15 protein-coding genes are annotated in these 19,205 nt (G+C 27.9%); 8 read left to right on the plus strand and 7 right to left on the minus strand.

Annotated features, from left to right (window positions below; translation table 11 throughout):
* Positions 1-88: 88 nt before the first annotated feature.
* From XO08_RS09155 to XO08_RS09170, 4 genes are all read left to right on the plus strand, one after another.
* Complete coding sequence (locus XO08_RS09155) at positions 89-4,063, plus strand: MG2 domain-containing protein (protein WP_077288044.1); 3,975 nt, start codon at positions 89-91, stop codon at positions 4,061-4,063.
* Positions 4,023-4,475: a hypothetical protein gene (locus XO08_RS09160; protein ID WP_233120252.1), complete on the plus strand. Its 453-nt coding sequence runs from the start codon at positions 4,023-4,025 to the stop codon at positions 4,473-4,475. The genes XO08_RS09155 and XO08_RS09160 overlap by 41 nt, the downstream gene beginning before the upstream one ends.
* Positions 4,396-5,049 carry a DUF1175 family protein gene (locus XO08_RS09165; protein ID WP_077288045.1) on the plus strand — a complete coding sequence of 218 codons (654 nt, stop codon included), beginning with the start codon at positions 4,396-4,398 and terminating at the stop codon, positions 5,047-5,049. The genes XO08_RS09160 and XO08_RS09165 overlap by 80 nt, the downstream gene beginning before the upstream one ends.
* Before the next feature lie 597 nt (positions 5,050-5,646).
* On the plus strand, positions 5,647-5,916 hold the full coding sequence (locus XO08_RS09170; RefSeq protein WP_075666642.1) for a co-chaperone YbbN: 270 nt from the start codon (positions 5,647-5,649) through the stop codon (positions 5,914-5,916).
* On the opposite strand, the gene XO08_RS09175 is transcribed toward XO08_RS09170, so the two are convergent.
* Positions 5,917-6,681 carry an SDR family oxidoreductase gene (locus XO08_RS09175; RefSeq protein WP_075666643.1) on the minus strand — a complete coding sequence of 255 codons (765 nt, stop codon included), beginning with the start codon at positions 6,679-6,681 and terminating at the stop codon, positions 5,917-5,919.
* A gap of 148 nt (positions 6,682-6,829) precedes the next feature.
* On the opposite strand from XO08_RS09175, the gene XO08_RS09180 reads away from it, so the two are divergent.
* Both XO08_RS09180 and pepV read left to right on the plus strand, forming a co-directional pair.
* A complete protein-coding gene (locus XO08_RS09180) occupies positions 6,830-7,609 on the plus strand; it encodes a TSUP family transporter (protein WP_075666644.1) in 780 nt (259 codons plus the stop codon).
* 49 nt (positions 7,610-7,658) lie between these two features.
* Positions 7,659-9,053, plus strand: coding sequence for a dipeptidase PepV (gene pepV, locus XO08_RS09185; RefSeq protein WP_077288046.1), 1,395 nt, complete (start codon positions 7,659-7,661; stop codon positions 9,051-9,053).
* An 869-nt stretch (positions 9,054-9,922) separates the two neighbouring features.
* Here the strand turns inward: pepV and XO08_RS09190 are convergent.
* The 6 genes from XO08_RS09190 to XO08_RS09215 all read right to left on the minus strand — a co-directional run bounded on the left by XO08_RS09190 (position 9,923) and on the right by XO08_RS09215 (position 16,346).
* Positions 9,923-10,375, minus strand: coding sequence for an RNase H family protein (locus XO08_RS09190; RefSeq protein WP_075666651.1), 453 nt, complete (start codon positions 10,373-10,375; stop codon positions 9,923-9,925).
* Between the two features lie 134 nt (positions 10,376-10,509).
* Positions 10,510-11,805 carry a mannosylglucosylglycerate synthase gene (gene mggS, locus XO08_RS09195; RefSeq protein WP_075666650.1) on the minus strand — a complete coding sequence of 432 codons (1,296 nt, stop codon included), beginning with the start codon at positions 11,803-11,805 and terminating at the stop codon, positions 10,510-10,512.
* On the minus strand, positions 11,805-12,902 hold the full coding sequence (locus XO08_RS09200; RefSeq protein WP_075666649.1) for an ABC transporter ATP-binding protein: 1,098 nt from the start codon (positions 12,900-12,902) through the stop codon (positions 11,805-11,807). The genes mggS and XO08_RS09200 overlap by 1 nt, the downstream gene beginning before the upstream one ends.
* A 26-nt stretch (positions 12,903-12,928) precedes the next feature.
* Complete coding sequence (locus XO08_RS09205) at positions 12,929-14,209, minus strand: carbohydrate ABC transporter permease (protein ID WP_075666648.1); 1,281 nt, start codon at positions 14,207-14,209, stop codon at positions 12,929-12,931.
* 1 nt (position 14,210) lies between these two features.
* Entirely contained in the window at positions 14,211-15,080 is an 870-nt protein-coding gene (locus XO08_RS09210; protein WP_077288047.1) for a carbohydrate ABC transporter permease, read from the minus strand.
* Positions 15,081-15,137: 57 nt separating this feature from the next.
* Entirely contained in the window at positions 15,138-16,346 is a 1,209-nt protein-coding gene (locus XO08_RS09215) for an ABC transporter substrate-binding protein (protein WP_077288048.1), read from the minus strand.
* A 191-nt stretch (positions 16,347-16,537) separates the two neighbouring features.
* Here XO08_RS09215 and XO08_RS09220 point away from each other — a divergent pair, with 191 nt between their 5' ends.
* Together XO08_RS09220 and XO08_RS09225 are read left to right on the plus strand one after the other, a co-directional pair.
* Positions 16,538-17,230, plus strand: coding sequence for a hypothetical protein (locus tag XO08_RS09220; RefSeq protein ID WP_075666646.1), 693 nt, complete (start codon positions 16,538-16,540; stop codon positions 17,228-17,230).
* A gap of 331 nt (positions 17,231-17,561) precedes the next feature.
* Positions 17,562-18,770, plus strand: coding sequence for an MFS transporter (locus XO08_RS09225; protein WP_075666652.1), 1,209 nt, complete (start codon positions 17,562-17,564; stop codon positions 18,768-18,770).
* The last annotated feature ends 435 nt before the right edge of the window (positions 18,771-19,205 follow it).

The raw sequence follows: 19,205 nt of genomic DNA on the forward strand, positions 1-19,205 counted from the left end.
TAATTTACCTGTATGTAATTTATTAGTAAATTTGTATTAAAAACAATTTAGTAAAATTAAAACATGTTTCCAAATCGGGGGGGAAGCTTTGAAAAGAGCAATTCTAATATTAATGTTACTGTTAGGTATTCTTTCATTTTCAAGAGTATATTTTTTGACAAGCAATGTAGTAACTTATCCTAACAAAAAAGTATATTTTTCAACATATAATGAGGAAAATATAAAAGTCTTTGTCTTTTATAGCAAAATAGATAACAACATCCTAAACGATTTTGCATTTTCTAATACCTTTTCAACAATACTTGACTACACAATCAGGTTAGAAGAAAGTGGAACTTATCGAAAGCTTTATTCATTGGAACTACCTGGAGATCCCGGAGTATACCATGTTGTAGTTAATGGTTTGTCTTCAAAAGAATTATACAGAAAGCTTTTTTATTTAACAAATTTGGAAGCTTTTGTTGCTTCTGATAAAGACACATTGTACTTTTCTATATTTGATTTGAAAAACAAAAAGTTTTTAGACAAGGTATATTACTATAGCAATTTTGAAAAGAAAACTTTAAATGGACCTATTTTTGAATATAATGCTATAGAAAGATACAAATCAAAATTCTTTTTCGTTGATAATAATGTAGTTCTTATTAGTAATTATGCTAACAAAAATACGTATTACCCATTATATAAAGCATTGGTAATAACAGACAAACCTATTTACAAACCAGGAGATTTGATACATTTCAGAGTTAACATTTTTAAAAAGGAAGGCAGCAAATACATTCCATATCCAAAAGATGCATTAGTTTCTTTAGAAGATCCATTTAACAATATCATTTATAAGAAAAATTTCACATCAGACGATTTAGGAGGATTCTCCTTTGACTATAGAACCTCTGAGGAAATAATTACTGGAAATTATACATTTATAATTTCTAACCTCAAAACTGAAGATGTTATTTCAGAGTATAACTTCATAATCCAAGATTATAAGAAACCTACATATACCGTTGAGTTAATACCATTTGCTACACAATTGGTTGCCGGTGATACCTTGACGGTTGAAATTAAGGTCAAATATTTAAATGGTGATCCTGTAAAAAATGCTCAGATAATATTTTATAGCTTTGAAAACTATTCCAGATTAATAAATAAGATGTCTTTAACTACCAATGAAAATGGAAAAGCAATATACAATGTATTGTTAAAAAATAGTGGAACATATAAAATACAAGCATTAATTACCGATGATAGTGGTTACCAAACAGAAAAAGTTACTTATGTTAATGTCAAATCAGATAACGTTGAAATTAAAAGTTCTATCGAAAATAATACTTTAAAACTTTTCATTACCGATTTAAAAGGAAACCCTTTAAATGGTATAGCTATTCTCATAATTAACAATAAAAAACTTTACGTGGAAGTATACAATGGAAAAGCCACTATTACGCTTCCAGAAAATGTCTGGTCTTTAGATGTTTTATTTGGGAAAGAGGTAAAAACAATATATAGAAGATATAACATGAGCAAACAAGGAATAATAAGCTTAGATAAGAATACAGCTAAATTAGGTGAATATGTAAATATCGAGGTTAAGCCAAAAGATGACGTTGGAATTCTTGTTGTTGGTTCTGATAATAAAATTTGGAAAATATTTTTAGTTGACAAAAGTAAAAACTTCAAATTCAAAATACCCGAAAATTTATTTGAAAATGATCTTTTTTTTGAATTTCGGGGTTTAAAATACTTAGATCATACAAAAGTAGAAATAAAATATGATAGAGTAAAAACTTTAAACATAAAAACAAATAAAAACATATACAAACCTGGTGAATTAATAAATGTAGAAATTAAAGATTCAAGAGAAAATTCTTTAAAAATAGTTGCTGTAGCAGATGAAGGACTATATCTTCTATCTAAACAATTCTCATTAACCGATTATTTGTATCCAAAATTAGATTTTCCGCTTTTTACAACATATCTTTCTTCAAAATACATATATTTTGATTCAATATCCAAATTAGAAAAGAACTTAATTAGTCATGTTTTTACTGCCACTAAAGAATCCGAAGAGAGAAACATTAGAGACTATTTTTCAGAAACTGCGTACTGGAATCCATATCTTTTAAATACTACTTTTTCATTCAAATTACCAGATAATATTACAAAATGGAGAATAACCGTTTATGAAATTTCTAAAAGTTATGTAGCACAAGGATATACCAATATTGTTACAAATAAACCATTTGAAGTCAAAGTATTTTTGCCTGAATTTTTAACTGTTGGAGATAGGGTAAATGGAATTTTATATATAAAAAATTACACGGGAAAAAGTGGGATAGTAAATATAAACCTTACAGCAAATGAGAAGATAATATTTAACGACAAAGAGTTGTTAATAGAAAAAGATTTGAAAATTCCATTTGCTTTAAACGCCACAAAAACAGAACTTATTGAACTAATAGCAGAAGCTGAAATGAACAACGAATATGATGGCGTTAAATTAGATATTCCTGTAAAGTCAATAGATTTTGTAAAAAACTTAAGTTATATATATGTTATTAACAAAGAAACAACATTTAAAAAAACAGATAATATAAAGATAATCAGAAATTTAAAGGAATTAATTGAGCCTTCTATTAAAGCACTAATACATTTTCCATATGGATGTGTGGAGCAGACAATGAGTTCATTCTATCCTGCTATAATTGCCAAGGGTTTAATAGAATATTCCAATTTAGATAATATAATTTTGAAAGGTTTACATAGACTTTTGAAATTTCAACATTTAGATGGCGGATGGGGTTGGCGGTCTTGGGATAAAAGTGATATTTTTATGACCTCTTACGTATTAGAAGGATTTTATTATGCAAAAAAGAATGGATATTATATCCCACAAAGTGTTATAGATGAAGCAATCAAATATCTTAAAAGTCAATCAATAAATGGTTATTCTGCATTTGTTCTAAAACTATATGGAGAAAATGTAGAATTTGAACCAGAAAGTATCATAGATTTTGTGTTCACAAATCCTGAAAAAATCAAAGAAATTGCTATAAAAGATAAGGATTTTGCATACGTAAAAGGTGAAAAATTCTATTCTACAATTTATCTAACGGCTCAATCTATTAGAACATTAGTAACAAATAATAAATATCCTGATTTGATAAAAAAGATGGTTAACTACCTTTTAAACTCAAAAAAAGGACCGTTTTGGTATTCTACGAAAGATACAGCAGTTTCTATATTAGCAATATTAGAAAGTAACGTTCTTAGTGATTTTAAAAGCACATTACAGATCAAAGAAACTGAAGATTCTAAAATTGTAAATGGAAAAGGCATTATTAAAGTTAAAACAAAAAAGATATTGTCGGATCAGAATATAAATAATGGTATAAACTTGAAAACAAATTTATTTAAAAGATATGAAACTCTGTTTGAAGACGAATACGTCGATACTTTTCTTCCGCTAAACACAAAATTTGTTCCCGTTAGTATTAAAAACTCAACTACTACTACTACTACTCAACATTCCGAAATCCCAGATGAAATTGTAGAGATAATAAAAGATGGAACACCAATATATTTTGAAAACAATACACTTATCATTGAAGGACCATTCAAATTCATAGGAAATGAGGAATATTATAAAAAAGGTATATATGAAATAACATTCAAAGAAAATAAAGACTTTTCTATACATAAAAATGATGTTTTAAAAACTGAAATTGATATTGAAGGAAATGGCGAATATTTGATCGTTGAAGAATATCTCCCGTCTTGTGCACAAGTAATAAAAGACTATGTTGAAAAGACTCCGTATTATAATTCGAAATATTTTTATAACTGGTACAAAGATAAAAAAAGAATTTGGTATAGCTATATAGATATTAAAAAGGATAAAATAGTTTTCTTTATTAGAAGGCTAAGACCTGGTAAATTAGTATACTATTGGAGGGTAAGATTTGACGGGAAGTTCTATAAGAAGCCAACATATGTGTATAACATGTATTACGAAGATACTTTTGCTATTAGTTCTGTTGTTTCCTTTAACACTGAAAAGTGAAATAATACCTGTGAATATTGAAAATTTTGAACTTTCAAATTACGTTTGGAATAATTTATTAAAATTTCTCAACAATGCAAGTTTAACTATTCCTTCAACCCCCGTGATTGTATATCAAACAAACAATTTGGAAGAATTTTACCAATTAACAAATAAACCCTATCATGTAGGAGGCGTTTATAAAGATTTTATCATAATTCTACAACCAATAAATATTTTAAAGAAAAAAGGTGTTTATGATAGAGTTTTACTACATGAATTACTACACTGGATTTTATATGGTTTGAATGAAAAATATCAAGAAGGACTAATTTACTGGTGGATGGGAGAATATGACAAAAAAGAAGTTGATTATTTTCTTTCAGATTTTAATGGTGACTTACCCAGTTTTATCCTCAATCACTGGCATTAATTATCCAAAAAATCTGATGTTGAATGCACAAGATTCAATTAATTTTAGGGCATGGTTTGTAGCCATTGCACTTGATAACATAGTAAAGGAGCATCCAACATTTAAAACAAAAGACTGCTCTGGCTTTATTTTTTATTGTTTAAAAGAAGCCTTAAAAAAACATGATAAGTCATGGTTTAGTAAGACGGGTTATGGAGGTCCAATATTTGAAGATGTAAAAAAATATAACTATCCCAACACACCATATGGTATAAATATTTTTTCAAATGGTGATAAATTAGTTTCATACGTTAATGCGTATAATCTTATAACATATAATACAGATTTTATTTCATATGATAGATTCCACACAAAACATGGTGATTTAGTGTTTTTTCTTCATCCTCAAGATCCAGAATATCCTTTTCATGTAATGATATATACAGGCAAAGGTTATGTATACCATACAGGTCCTGATGGTCAGCTAAGATATGTATCTTATGAAAATCTCATGCTAACAGATGTAGCATGGAGACCTATAAAACTTAATCCAAATTTTTTAGGATACTATAGGCTGAAATTTCTTTCAGATTAAATAAAATCTTAAAGATGACAATCCTTCTAATCTTTCCAACCTATCCAGTTTATTTTATATCCGCTGTTTAAATTTATGATTTATCACTGATTTTTAATACGCAATATAAGGTACATTATATTGCGTGTAAGAAATACAAAAATCCTTCTTTGTATTTGTTCAACAATGAATATATCATACCCTAAAAATTAATATGATTAAAACAAAATACACATTTAAATATAAAATATACAATCCATATGAAAAGTTATGTGTGACTAAAAAATTTGCAAAAAAACACATAAAAATTGATCAAGAAAGTACACAGCTACCACAAGAAATTAGTTTTTGAAATTCTAACCTTTTCTATCCTAATCCAATAGCTATATTATCCTTTTTTGTTTGTTCAACGCTATTGTATATCATACAAAAAAATAAAAAACAATTAAACAATCAAATTTTTTTATTTTTGATTACACTTAAAGTTACGAATATTTTCGAAAGTGTATACCAACACTTTATGTTCCACTACGACAAATTTTTACTGAAAGTTAATTGAATAATTAACAAGAACTGATAAAATAATGATAGTTAAAAAATCGACCAAGGAGGTATGATATGAAAATATATTATTTTAAAAATGATAAATGTTCTGTCTGTAGTGCAGTATTGCCTAAAATAGAAAAAATTGCAAAAGAATATAAAGTTGACTTTGAAGTAATTGATGTAATTAAAAATCCTGAATTTGCTGGTCAACATCTCGTTTTAACCGTTCCTACTGTATTAATAACAGATGATGAACGAGAACTAACCAGATTTGCCAGAAATTTTAGTATTTCTGATATAACATCATTCATTGACAGATATTTAGAAATTACAAAAAGTTAATCAAAAATGTTTTTCTAATATCTTTGCCAAAAATTTATCAGATATTATTCTTCTTACAAATGAATATAAAAATTTATTAGAAGTTCCTGGTATATAAAGGGGTTTGTTTTTTTCATATGCATCAATTGCACCTTCAACAACGAATTTAGTGCTCATTAATTTTTTTTGATTTTTCATGTTGGCTCTTTCAAAAAATCTTGTTTTTGTTTTTCCTGGAGCAAGACACATTACATGTACATTATTTTTTCTCATTTCAGCCCAAAGTGATAAACTAAAATTGTATACGTATGCTTTTGTAGCCCCATATACTGTGAAATGTGGTATTGGAAAGAAAGCAGCTACAGATGCAACATTAATTATTCCACCATTTTTTCTTTTTGAGAATTTTTTAGCGTAATAATAGGAAAGATAAGTAAGTGCTGAGATATTAACTAGTATCATTTTTTCGTATATTTCTTGATTTGCATTTGTAAAATTACCATACCAACCAAATCCAGCATTATTAATCAAGTGTGTTACGTTGAATTTTTCTAATTTTTCAATAAGTTTATGTAAACCTCTGCTAAGATCAAATGAAAAAGTAAGTAAATCAATTTTCTTGTTTATTTTTCTTGTTTTTTCTGAAACTTTTTTTAATCTTTCAGAATTTCTTCCAATTAAGATTAAATTTACACCTTTTTTTGCAAGTTGGTAAGCAAATTCTTCACCTATCCCAGAAGAACCACCTGTAATTAAAACCCATTCTCCAGATTGAAATTTTGGCATATAATCACCTCTTTGTTTATTCTTACATACATTATATCAATTTTTCGGATTATTATATGAACATTTGATATTAGTGGTATAATCTTTTAAGATAGATAAAGTCAGTATGTTATGATTTTGTTTTTTTGAAAAAATTTCGAAAAAGGGGATGATTTATTTGGAATTTACGATTAATGAGTTAATAACATTGTTTTCATTGATTTTTTTGGCAGGTTTTGTTGATTCAATTTCTGGAGGTGGCGGATTAATATCACTTCCAGCTTATTTATTTTTGGGGTTACCTAGTCACAATGCTCTTGCGACGAATAAGTTATCTTCGAGTATTGGAACAACTTTAAGTACATTGAGGTATGCAAAAGGTAAATTTATAGTTTTCGAAGTTGCACTCTTTTCTGTTATCTTTTCTTTTGCTGGTTCTTTTATTGGTGCCAATTTGGCTTTGTTAGTTTCAGAAAATAAATTAAAGATTGTTATTTCCGTTTTGGTAGTAATGGCTGCTTTTTTGTTACTTTTTCGAACTAATGATAAAGCTAAAAAACTTAGACAAGGAGTGAATCTTTCAAGAATCAAAAAAATATTAATCTCAAGTTTGATAGGTTTTTTAGTTGGTATGTATGATGGATTCTTTGGACCTGGAACTGGTACTTTTCTCGTTATCTTATATATTAATTTTTTGTTTTTTGAACCAGTTAAAGCTTCTGGAACTTCTAAAATTGTCAATCTTGCATCTAATATTAGTGCATTAATTACATTTATTTTAGAACACAAAGTTGTTTACTCTATAGGTTTACCAGCGGCATTTTTTGGAATTTTGGGTAATTGGTTGGGCTCAGGGTTGGCAATTAAAAAGGGAGAGCGTATTATCAGACCAGTTATTATTATTGTTTTATTTTTGTTATTCATAAAGATTTTGAAAGATATTATTTGATGAGATATTTTGGTTGTTTAAATTATTGTTTATTAAGGAGGCGTTTAAAATGAATACTGAAATTGAAAGGAAAATTGATAAACTTGTTGACAAGTATTTTGATGAAATGCTCGATTCACTAAGAAGAATAATAAGGATAAAATCAGTTATGGAAACAAAAAAAGATAACATGCCATTTGGGGAAGGTCCAGCTAGAGCGCTTTCTGAAACACTTGAAATTTGTAAAGAACTTGGTTTTGAAACTTTAAATGTTGATAACTATGCTGGACATGCAACGTTTGGGAATAAAGGAAAATTATATGGAGTGTTAGGTCATTTGGATGTTGTACCGGAAGGAGATTTAGATAAATGGGAATCTGATCCATATGAATTGACAATAAAAGAAGGGAAAATGTTTGGAAGAGGAGTTTCAGATGATAAGGGACCAAGTATAGGTGCTCTATATGCTTTGAAGATTGCATCTGAGATTGTTGAAAATCCTAAAAACACAATAAGAATAATTTTTGGGACTAATGAAGAAAATGGTTCAAAATGTTTAAAATATTATTTTCAAAAAGAACCATATCCATATGCTGCAGTTACTCCAGATGGTGCCTTTCCACTTATATTTGCAGAAAAAGGAAATGCAACATATGAACTTTCAATTTCTTTAAATACAGATTATCATACAAGACTATTAAAACTTGAAGCAGGAACCGCCGTTAATGTAGTTCCAGAAATTTGTAAAGCTGTAATTGAAACTGAAAGGGTAGGGGAAATAGAATATGTATTGCAAAATCATAAAAGTAAATGTGGATTTGAATACAAAATAAACGAGAACAAAATCGAAATCAAATTTATTGGAAAATCAGCCCATGGTTCTACGCCAGAGCTTGGGATAAATGCAGCAGCATGTATGTTAGAGTTACTTACGAGAATTGACTTTGGCCCTGTTAATCAGATCATTGAAACCTTATATGAAAAACTTGGTAAAGATATAAATGGAAGAGGATTGGATATCTATGGTGAAGATAAAGTAAGTGGAAAATTAACATGCAATCTTGGAATTTTAAAACTTCAAGATAATTTATTAAGGGCATTTATAAACATTAGATATCCAATATTTTTTAATGTAGATATGATTACAAGACAGATAAATGAAGCAATGAAGGGGTTTGAAATTGAAAGAAGAAGTCATAGTACTCCTTTATACGTTTCAAGAGATAGCGAACTTGTCAAATTACTATTGAAAGTATATAGAGATGTTACAAAAGATGAAAGTGCACCAGTAGCAATTGGAAGAGGAACATATGCACGAGCGGTACCATATGGTGTGGCATTTGGAGCAACTTTTCCCGGGGAAAATACTAAAATGCATCAACCAAATGAGAATTGGTCTCTTGATTCTTTCAAAAAATTTGTAAGAATATATGCTAGATTGATGTATAGGTGGTTAACAGAGTGAAAAAGTAATTGTTGAAATTTTGAAATTATAAATATACCTTAACTTATAAAAATTGGTGTGCGGATGTGCACACCAATTTTTTATTGCACTAATTAAAGGACCAAATTCTATAGAAACTATCAATTGTATGGCCATTTTGAGGATTTTATAACATTTAACAATTTCATTAGTTCTACCTTTGGTATTGATATTGTTAAGTTGTGTATAATTCCTATACCTATTTAAAGTTTCGTAAAAGAACCTTGTTTTTCTTCCGGGTTTAAGTATACGATACAAGTTTCTCTAATATTTCTTTTAGATTGTAAAATTGTTCTATCTAAGAAGCAGATATAATACCATTAAAAAATTAGTAGTTTAACAAATAAAGAATAAGACGTAAGTTTTTTGTAAGTTGATATTAAAAGTGTTTTTGTTTAAAATAATTCGTTTTACTAATTACTGTTTATTTTCAAAAATAAGATCACTTCCAAAGATACAGATGAATGATTATATTGCATATTGGCAAAATACTTTAAATACATCTTACTTAAAAAAATTATGATATGAAATTGTGGTAAATGTAGTGTTGTACATTATAAGCATGGCTATGGATGCATAGTAGATACCTTTGAATAAGAAAAACACAAATTTTGAAATTCTTATTCGTCAAGATACGGATTGAATAGACAAATTAAGTATAATTAGAATTTGTAGAGTTGTTTCTTATTTAACAAAAATTCAATTTTGCACTTATAAAAACTGCAAAATTGAATTCTTTTTTTCGTGCAACTGCATATAATATCTTATTATTTTTTTGAACTTCCAAAAATCAGGAAATATTCAAAACTCTAATGATTCTAGAAGTCGGATTTATTTTGAAAGTAACTATCTTAATTTTTTTTCAATTGACCTTTTAGAATTTTGGGTAGTTCTTTTTCTATATAATTTCTTAAGTTCTCTCTTGACAACTCGTCAACTAAGTTATTGAATTTATCATTGGTATGTGCTTTTACTTTTTTGAAAGATACATCTATTTGATTTTTCAATTTTATTAACTCTTTAATATAATTATTTACTATGTGATTTTTCGTTCTCCTATACGAGGAAGCAAACATTGGGATTTCGTTATAATCGTGTACAATTGTAACTTGTGAAATCCCTTTCATTTTGCAATACTTCAAAGCCATTACTACACCTAATAGTTCGCTAATAACAGAATTTCCCTTTTTTATTCTCTTTGCTGTTTTTCTTACATCAATAATTTCTCCATCTTTTACTACACAAAATGCACAACTTGCAACTTGATATGTATTTGAATATGAACCATCTACATAGATTGTCATATTTAACCTCCTTGCAATTTTAGATAAAAATAATAGAGTTCATAAAAATTATACCACTTTTAAATAAAAAGTTAAACAAAATAACAAAGCCCAGGATATACCTAGACTTTGTTATTTTTTGTTTTGAATGATTTTCATATAATTTTTTCTAGTATCTGTTTTAAAGTTTCAAGACTATAGAATTTTTTAGCTATGTTAAAATTTTCGTTTACAATTTTTTCATATTTTTCCTTATTAAATATAATTTCAAATAAACTTTCTGCAGCTTTTTGAATGATAGCTTCTTTTATTTGAACAAGACCTTCTTTTTGAGTATATATATTTCCTAAACTTATGTACTTAATTCCCGAATTTTTAATATCTTTTTCAAAAACTTCATATTCAAATAGTACTATTGGTTTTTTTATGATAATTGCTTCTAAAAGTTGATTTCCCCATCCTTCTAAAATTGATGGGTAAGTTATTGCATCTGCTATGTTGTATAGTTCCCAAAATGAAAATACATTATTTTCAACATTAGGGTATAAATTAACAATCCTAATGCCGAATTTAAAAGCTTTATCTAATAATTTATATTTATAATTTTCACTTTCACACATTCCTGAAAATGCTAAAATAATATTTCCGTCAAAAATCTTTCCATTGTATAATTTTTTTCCATAATAATTTTTTGAAATTTTTGACATATAATGTACTAAATCAATTGAAAGTTCTATTGCTTTTCTTTCAGTAATCCTTGTTGCTTGCAATAATACAATGGAATTTTGAGATATATTATATTTTTCCCTTATTAAAATATTTAATTTTTCATCTTTTGTTGGTGGTTCTTCAAAATCCATAACATTTGGGACTATTGTTGAATTAATTCCTTTCTTTAAATATAAAACTTCTTTTGCCAATGAATTAATCACGACGTGTTTAATATTAGTACCAATTGGTGGACAAAATTTTTCTAATAGATCTTTAATCTTTTTGTCTTGATAATTTAAAAAATATTCTCTTTCCCACCAAAAATCATGATGGTGACCTATAAATGTCTTTTCCTTGTGAATTTTTGAAAATTTCTGAAAAGCTATTGCTGCAGGTAAAAAAGCACCAATTGACCAAATATTATTTAGGATTATAATTTCATGCATTGAAAGTTTATTTTCAAGATCATTATATATCTTTTCGGATTCCTCGAAAATTAAATTGATTACTTCTTCTATAGAAAAATCTTCTAACTTTTCAAAGCAGTTTTTATTAATCATTTTATATGTTGGATTTTCAAAACCTATAGAGGGAATTAATATGTCTACCCCACTTTTGTTATTACCGGCTACAATATCTACATCATGTCCCATTCTGAGTAAAACTTTTTTCCATTTTTCCATTTCTAAAGATACACCATCCATCAAACCAGCTCTGTAATGAACTAGTGCAATTTTCATTAAATATCCTCCAATCTTTCTTCAGTATCAATATCAAAAAGCATTAATCTTTCATGATCAAGTGAAACGTTTATAATTTCATCTGCAGAATATTTTGGAAATGCAGGAGCAACTATTTTAACGATTTGTTCGCCAAGTTCAACAGCAATTATTTGATGTGATCCTTGAGGTTCAACTACAAGAATTTTTTCTTTAAAAATAGCTTCATCATTATTATTTGTAATCAGAAGGTTTTCAGGCCTTATGCCAACAATTATCTCATCTTTGTTATATTTTTCAAGAGATTTTTTGACTTTTTCGGAGATTTTTATATCAATATATTCATTTTTTAAATGAATCTCATCATTGCTTCTAATAACATTCATTTTAAAGAAGTTTGTTGGTGGAGTACCAATAAATCCCGCAACAAAAGTATTTGCACAGTTGAAATATACTTCATCAGGTGTACCTACTTGTACAATTCTTCCATCTTTCATAATTACGATTCTATCTGCCATAGACATGGCCTCAGATTGGTCATGTGTAACAAAAATTGTTGTAGCACCTGTTTTATGATGTATAGCTTTCAATTCGGTTCTCATTTTAACTCTTAATTTGGCATCAAGGTTTGACAATGGTTCATCCATCAAAAAAATTTTAGGTTTAACAGCCAAAGCTCTTGCTAATGCTACACGCTGCCTTTGTCCACCTGAAAGTTGGGAAGGATACCTTTTTAAAAGTTCTTCAATTTTAACCATTTTTGAAACTTCTTCAACTGTTTTATCGATAAATTTGGAAGGCATTTTTCTAAGTTTTAAAGGAAATGCAATATTGTCATATACTGTCATATGTGGCCATACTGCATAGCTTTGAAAAACCATGCTAACTTCTCTTTTTCTTGGTTCGAGATATGTTACATCTTTTCCATCAATTATAACTTTTCCTTCAGTAACTTCTTCAAGACCAGCAATCATCCTTAAAGTTGTTGTTTTACCACAACCGGATGGGCCAAGAAAAACTACAAATTCTCCATTATTAACCTTTAAATTTACATTTTTTGCCCCCCAGACTTTTTTTCCATATCTTTTTGATAAATTTATTAATTCTAAAGTTGCCATATTTCACCTCTCCTTTTTTATTGTGTTTAAACCTTTACTCCTCCCCACATTTGTAAGATATATTTTCTAATTATAAGTGTAAAAACAACAGCCGGAAGGGCAAGGGAAACACCACCTGCTGCTGTTAAATTAATCAGACCTTTTGCACCAACTAATGTTTGATAAACAACCACTGGAAATGTAGGATTAAACTGGGTTAATACAATGGCTTGTGCAGTTTCTGACCAGCTACCAATAAATGCATACATAGCACTTGCTGCAAGTCCTGGAAGTGCTAGAGGTAATGTTACTTTAAAGAAAGCTCCAAATCTAGTTGTACCAAAGATCATTGCTGCCTCTTCAAGTTCAGTAGAAATCCCCATAAATATACTTGCGGTAATCCATATAGTCATTCCTATTTGACCTACAGAATATACAAGAGATAGTCCTAGAGGTTTATCATAAAATCCCATATTTATTAATATAATAACCATTGGCATTGCAATCGAAATACCAGGAAACATTCTTACAAATAGAACACTTAGTTTTAATAAGTTTTTTCCCTTAAAGCTATATCTTGCAAAAGCATATCCTGCCATACCACCAATAGTTAAAGAAATTAAAACTGTAAGTAATGATACTTGAATACTTCTAAATAATGCTGGGAGCGCATTGCTAGTTACTTTAAAGAAATTTATATAATTATCAAACAGATTTTTAGAAACCGTAAATTTTATAGAACCAATTTTTTCTAGTTCTGTTTTTAGTTTACTGATTTCCAACTCATATTCTCGTTTTTTTATTTCAATACTATTTATGCTTTGATTTAATTCTTCTATTAACGAAGACATATTGAACTCTTTTGCTTTCTTTAATTGAGATTTATACTTAACTAGGTTTACTGTTAATTTATTTAATTTTGTTTTTAGATCATTTATCCTGTTTCTGAGATCTTTTATTTTAATACCATTAATTTTCATTAGTTTTTTTAACGTTTCAACATTTTTCTCAAATACTTCTCTTTTTATATTTGAATTTGTCTTATTTCTTACAAATTTTTGTAATTCTTCAAAACTACTTGTTTCAATAACCGTTGAAAACTCTTTTTTAGATTTGCTAAAAACAGAAATTAAATATTTTCCATTAACAATTTCTAATTTAAATTTGTTGACAAAAGATGGAATCATCTGTGTTGGCCAATCATATGCTTCTTGATCGGACATTAGCGATATAGATACTAAAAAATATATAGGAGTTAAAATTACGAGTATAATTCCAGCGATGATTATGTAAAATAAAGTTTGTTTTGCAATTTTATTTAATTTCATGTTAGAGTTCCTCCTTTTTAAAGGCACCGGAAATTTTCAGGTATATGATTGAAACCACTGAAACGATTGCTGCTACAATTACAGAATAAGCAAGAGCTACTCTGTAAAATCCTATTAATTGTTCTTCGTAAAAGACAACTTCTTCAAGTAAAACTGGTATTCTCCTATATCCATATATCATTACTATTATTAACCATACTTGAATTGCTGAGATTATTCTCAAAATTAACGCAGTTTGAATACTTGACTTCAACATTGGAAGAGTTATTTTTCTTAAAACTGTAAATTTGGTACCTCCAAAAATGTAACCAGCTTCTATTGAATCTTTGGGTAATCCCTGCACCCCTGCAAGAAGTATAACCATCATAAACGGTATAACTTGCCACGCGTCTATTAATATTATTAACATTAATGATTGAAAATCATTTCCTGCTAAGAAAGCAAATTTCCCACTTTCTGAAATGATACCTAAATGGTACAATAAACTGTTAACCCAACCATAAGTTGCGAATCCACTTGACCACATCGCACCAACTGCAACTGCAGGTAGGGCCATTGGAATTAAAGCAATTGATAGAAGAATTTGTGCACCTTTAAATTTTTTATTAATTATCAAAGCTAATCCCAACGAAATTAAAAATTCAATAGTTACAGAAATAAGAACAAAAATAGATGTATTAATTAATGCCTGCTTAAAGTAAGGATCTTTAAATATTGTTATGTAATTATTTAAAGTAAATATGTTACTTTCATCGAAAAAACTATAATATACAGATGAAATAACAGGCCTAAGCCAAAATACAATATAGTAAATCAAAGTAGGAGCAATTAAAATATAAGGGATCCATTTTTTTGTAATTGTTTTTTGCAAGTTAAATCACCTCACAATTAAAACCAGGGGGCAAAAGCCCCCAAGAGATTAGTTATTTCATTTTCTTTGTGCATCTATTTTTATTTGATATAATTCAAGCATGTCAATGTCTAATTTTTTCTCTTCTAATATCATTTTTTTGAATAATTCATCATAGACCAATTTTACTTGTCCCCAATCTTTCCAAATTGGAGCAATATATGATAGTACTCCTTGGTTCATAACTTTTATAGCATTCTTTATTACTAAATCTTGATCCTCATCTCCAAGATATTTTACAGCTTCATCAACTGGTGGTATAAATCCACCTGTTCCTTTGTGAGATTTAACCATAATATCTGGTCTTGTCATATATTCAAGAAATTTTAATGCAAGATCAAAATTCTTTGTTCCTTTTACGATAGCAAGTCCACTTGTTCCAGCAACTGAACCAATGCCTGCCGGCCCTTTTGGGGCAGGAGCAATTATAAATTGAGTAGGATTATTTTTGTATACTTCTCCTACTCTTGCACAATGAGCTACTGTCATCCAAGTTTCTTCTCTTTTCATTGGTGGTCTTGTATCATCATAAGTTTTTACTGCTGGTGAAAAAGCATTTTTCATTTTGTATATTAAGTACCATGCGGCAACGGATCCAGGATTATCTAGATTGGGCCAATGTGCACCATAGGAGAGGGCGATCGCACCAATTTGATAAATAAGTGATTTCATTGGAACACCTGTAACGGCAAATTTTCCTTCTCCTTCGCCTTCTGCAACCAAATTAGCCCATTCTGCTAGTTGTTCCCAAGTAATATTTTGAAGATCAACATAATCTGGTTTGTATTTTAATGCCTTTTTGTTAATTAATGTAAGATAAACATCCGCACCAATTGGTAGAAAATATCTTTTTCCATCGAATACTGTCATTGAATCGAACCCTTTTGAAAAATGTCTATCATTCCATTTTGAAACATATGGCGTTAAATCAACTACTAAATCATTTTTAACCCATTCAGGCATTTTTGTTGCATAAGCTATAACAACATCTGTTGTAACTTTTCCCGTTTCCTTCTGAATTTTTACTTGTTTTAACATCGTTTCATCATCCATTGTTTGGAAAATAACTTTTACTCCATACATTTGCTCGAATGGTTTGATAATTTCATTGATAATGAATTCTTTTTCTGTTGGTGGAGTCCATAATCTTGAACTAACAACAAGCGTTGTTTCAGAAAATGCAAAAATTATCAAAGTTGTTAACAACAAAACAAATATCTTTCTCATGTTTTTCACCTCCCATTTAGATTTGTAAATGATGAAAAATATTGTATAATAATTGTAAGCGCTTTCAAAGAATGACATATAGATAATAACACAAACGTATCAGAAAAATTAAATACAGTTAGCATTAAATAGATTAATCTAATGAAAATTATTAGCAATGAAATAAAATAATCTTATTGGGAGGCTTTAAAATGGATTATAATGATTATAAAAAAGAGTTAATAAATTATAGACAAATAACGAATTTTAATTTATTAAAGAGTTGGAATCCAAAAGATGAATTGTACAAAAAAGTCAACAAGGATGGAAATTATGCAGATTTTAAAGGTGATACAATAATTTTCTTTTTAAAAGAAAATGAGAAAAGGTTTATTGAAGAAATCCAAAAAAAACTTTATGAAAACTTGGGAAAAATTCTAGCAAATGCTTTGAATAAAGAATTTTTTCATATAACTTTGCATGACTTGTGCAATTTGAATATTACAAATAATGTCGAAAGGTGTATTAAAAACAATAAATCTATGATTAAAGGAATTTTTCAGGAGATCAAAGATTTTTCTCTAATAAAATTGGATTCAATAGGTTTATATAACGGAGGATCTGCAATAGGAGTAATGTTTGTACCAAACTCAAAAGAAGATTTTATAAAAATTTTTGAATTAAGAAGAAAATTTGATAAATTAATACCGCAAAATAGTTTATATATTCCACATGTTACGTTAGGCTATTATTTACCAAAAGAATATTCAAAAAAAGATAGAAAAGAAATATTTGATTATATCCAAAATATTAAAATTAATTTCTCGATTGAATTAACTTATGAACTCCTTAAATATACCATATTTCGTAATATGAATAGTTATATCCCGGTTTATCCTATCTGAATTAACTATGTGTTTTCTAGCCTCTCAAACAATTCGCACAACAAATTACCTGTTGTATTCAAAAATAAGATGGTTATAATGTTGAAATATATAATATAATAAAAAATATAAAACCCTTAAATTAGATAAAGTGGTTATAAAGGATTTTATTGAGGTGGCAAAGATATATTCGTGGCTTTTTCTCGATTAATGATTAACGCAATATAATAACTATTATATTGCATATATTTTGAGTATCTTATATAGTTAATCAAAAATATATTTTTATATTTTTATGATATAATCATTGTTAAAGTAAAATTAGTAAAATCTAAATAAAAGGAGGATATTCATGACCAATGAAAATAGAAATTTCACGGCATTTATATGGCATGCTATTTTTTTGGCTTTTGCCAGTTCATTTATTGAAATTAATACAGTAATTCCTTCGCTAATCTTAAAAGCAGGTGGTTCTGAAGTAATTATTGGATTAATCACCGCTATAAGTATTGGAATTCCTCTTTTAGCTCAATTATTATTTGCAAGTATTTTGGTTACAAAACCTCGAAAAAAGCCATATTTACTCTTGGGAATTTATCTTCGAATATTTTCTTTAGCAATGATTTCGTTTATATTATTTACAAATCTTCCCCCAAAGTCTATAATAATTTTTACAATAATTGGTTTAACTATTTTTTCATTTAGTGGAATTTTTGCAGGAATTAGTTATACTGATTTATTAGGAAAATCAATTTTAAGAAAAAATCTTAAAAAGTTTATGGGTACTAGACAAATTCTTAGAAGTATTTTTGCATTGTTTGGAGCTTTAACTGCAAGGGTGGTTATAAATAAATATAAATATCCTTTTAATTATTCTGTAATGTTTTTCATTGCATCATTTTCTTTGTTTATGGCGTCAATTGGTTTTTTAGTAATTAATGAGAAAAAAGTAAATTATGTGAAAAAAATTCCATCGTTTTTATCTGTGTTAAAAAGTATACCTACAATACTAACTAAAGACAAGAACTTGCTAAATTATATTATTTTTAGTAACCTTACGGGGTTTGGTTTGATTATAATCCCATTTTATATGTCTCTTGCAAAACATTCGTTTTCTTTGAATAATCAAATAATTGGAAATTATCTTTTTTCGCAAATGTTTGGTGTAGTTTTGGCGAGCTTTTTTTGGAAGAAAATTTTGCATAATGAAGGATACAAGAGGGTTTTAAAATATTGTGTAGTTTTTGGAAGTTTTTTACCAATACTGTCATTAATTTCTAGTAAGATATCTCCATTACTGTTTTCATTAGTATTTGTTTTTTCAGGAATTACTTTAAGTGCAAGGCAGATGTCTTTTGAAGGAGTTTTAATTGAAATAAGTAGTGAAGAAAACAGGGCATTGTATGTTGGTATTTCTGGTGCTTTAAATATTGTAACAGCAATACTTCCACTGTTAATCGGGGTAGTAATAAAGTATGTTGGATTTACTTTTGTGTTTATATTTGTATCGGTTACATTATTATTTAGCTTAAAATGTTTAAAAAATTTGGATATTAAATAAAAAACTTGGAAGTATTTGCACTGAATCCGAAAAATGAAACAATAAAGAAGTATCATCTAAGGGAAGAGTAAAAGTTTTATGTTTTCCTAAATTAAGAAAAGAAGTCATTAACCTTTACTTTAAATAGATACTTTCAAAAAGAACCATTGTCTTTCTTTTGGGGATTAATCAAAGAAGGAAACATTAAAAAAAGAAATAGAAATGTTAAAAACACTATATAAAAGATTAAGTATTTCAAGACAAAGATAAGTAATTTATAGAAAAAATTAAATAAATATCAAAAACAATGGTAATTACGGATATTGTCGCATAATGATTGTAATAGAACAAAGAAGTATACAAATTAAAAAATCGAGAACAATTTAAAGCATGTCAAAAAAGAAAATATCTCAAAACAATAGTCTTTTAAAAAGTTTCTTTAGTTATTTTGAAGAA

Source organism: Thermosipho sp. 1074, from assembly GCF_001999655.1.
Classification (GTDB): Bacteria; Thermotogota; Thermotogae; order Thermotogales; family Fervidobacteriaceae; genus Thermosipho; species Thermosipho affectus.

What these genes read in the sequence shown, in the direction of transcription:
- XO08_RS09205 (WP_075666648.1), bottom strand. Translation starts at nt 14,209, where the DNA reads ATGAAATTAAATAAAATTGCAAAACAAACTTTATTTTACATAATCATC.
- XO08_RS09165 (WP_077288045.1), top strand. Translation starts at nt 4,396, where the DNA reads ATGACAAAAAAGAAGTTGATTATTTTCTTTCAGATTTTAATGGTGACT.
- mggS (WP_075666650.1), bottom strand. Translation starts at nt 11,805, where the DNA reads ATGAAAATTGCACTAGTTCATTACAGAGCTGGTTTGATGGATGGTGTA.
- XO08_RS09175 (WP_075666643.1), bottom strand. Translation starts at nt 6,681, where the DNA reads ATGCCAAAATTTCAATCTGGAGAATGGGTTTTAATTACAGGTGGTTCT.
- XO08_RS09180 (WP_075666644.1), top strand. Translation starts at nt 6,830, where the DNA reads ATGATTTATTTGGAATTTACGATTAATGAGTTAATAACATTGTTTTCA.
- XO08_RS09215 (WP_077288048.1), bottom strand. Translation starts at nt 16,346, where the DNA reads ATGAGAAAGATATTTGTTTTGTTGTTAACAACTTTGATAATTTTTGCA.
- XO08_RS09170 (WP_075666642.1), top strand. Translation starts at nt 5,647, where the DNA reads ATGAAAATATATTATTTTAAAAATGATAAATGTTCTGTCTGTAGTGCA.
- XO08_RS09220 (WP_075666646.1), top strand. Translation starts at nt 16,538, where the DNA reads ATGGATTATAATGATTATAAAAAAGAGTTAATAAATTATAGACAAATA.
- XO08_RS09190 (WP_075666651.1), bottom strand. Translation starts at nt 10,375, where the DNA reads ATGACAATCTATGTAGATGGTTCATATTCAAATACATATCAAGTTGCA.
- XO08_RS09200 (WP_075666649.1), bottom strand. Translation starts at nt 12,902, where the DNA reads ATGGCAACTTTAGAATTAATAAATTTATCAAAAAGATATGGAAAAAAA.
- XO08_RS09225 (WP_075666652.1), top strand. Translation starts at nt 17,562, where the DNA reads ATGACCAATGAAAATAGAAATTTCACGGCATTTATATGGCATGCTATT.
- pepV (WP_077288046.1), top strand. Translation starts at nt 7,659, where the DNA reads ATGAATACTGAAATTGAAAGGAAAATTGATAAACTTGTTGACAAGTAT.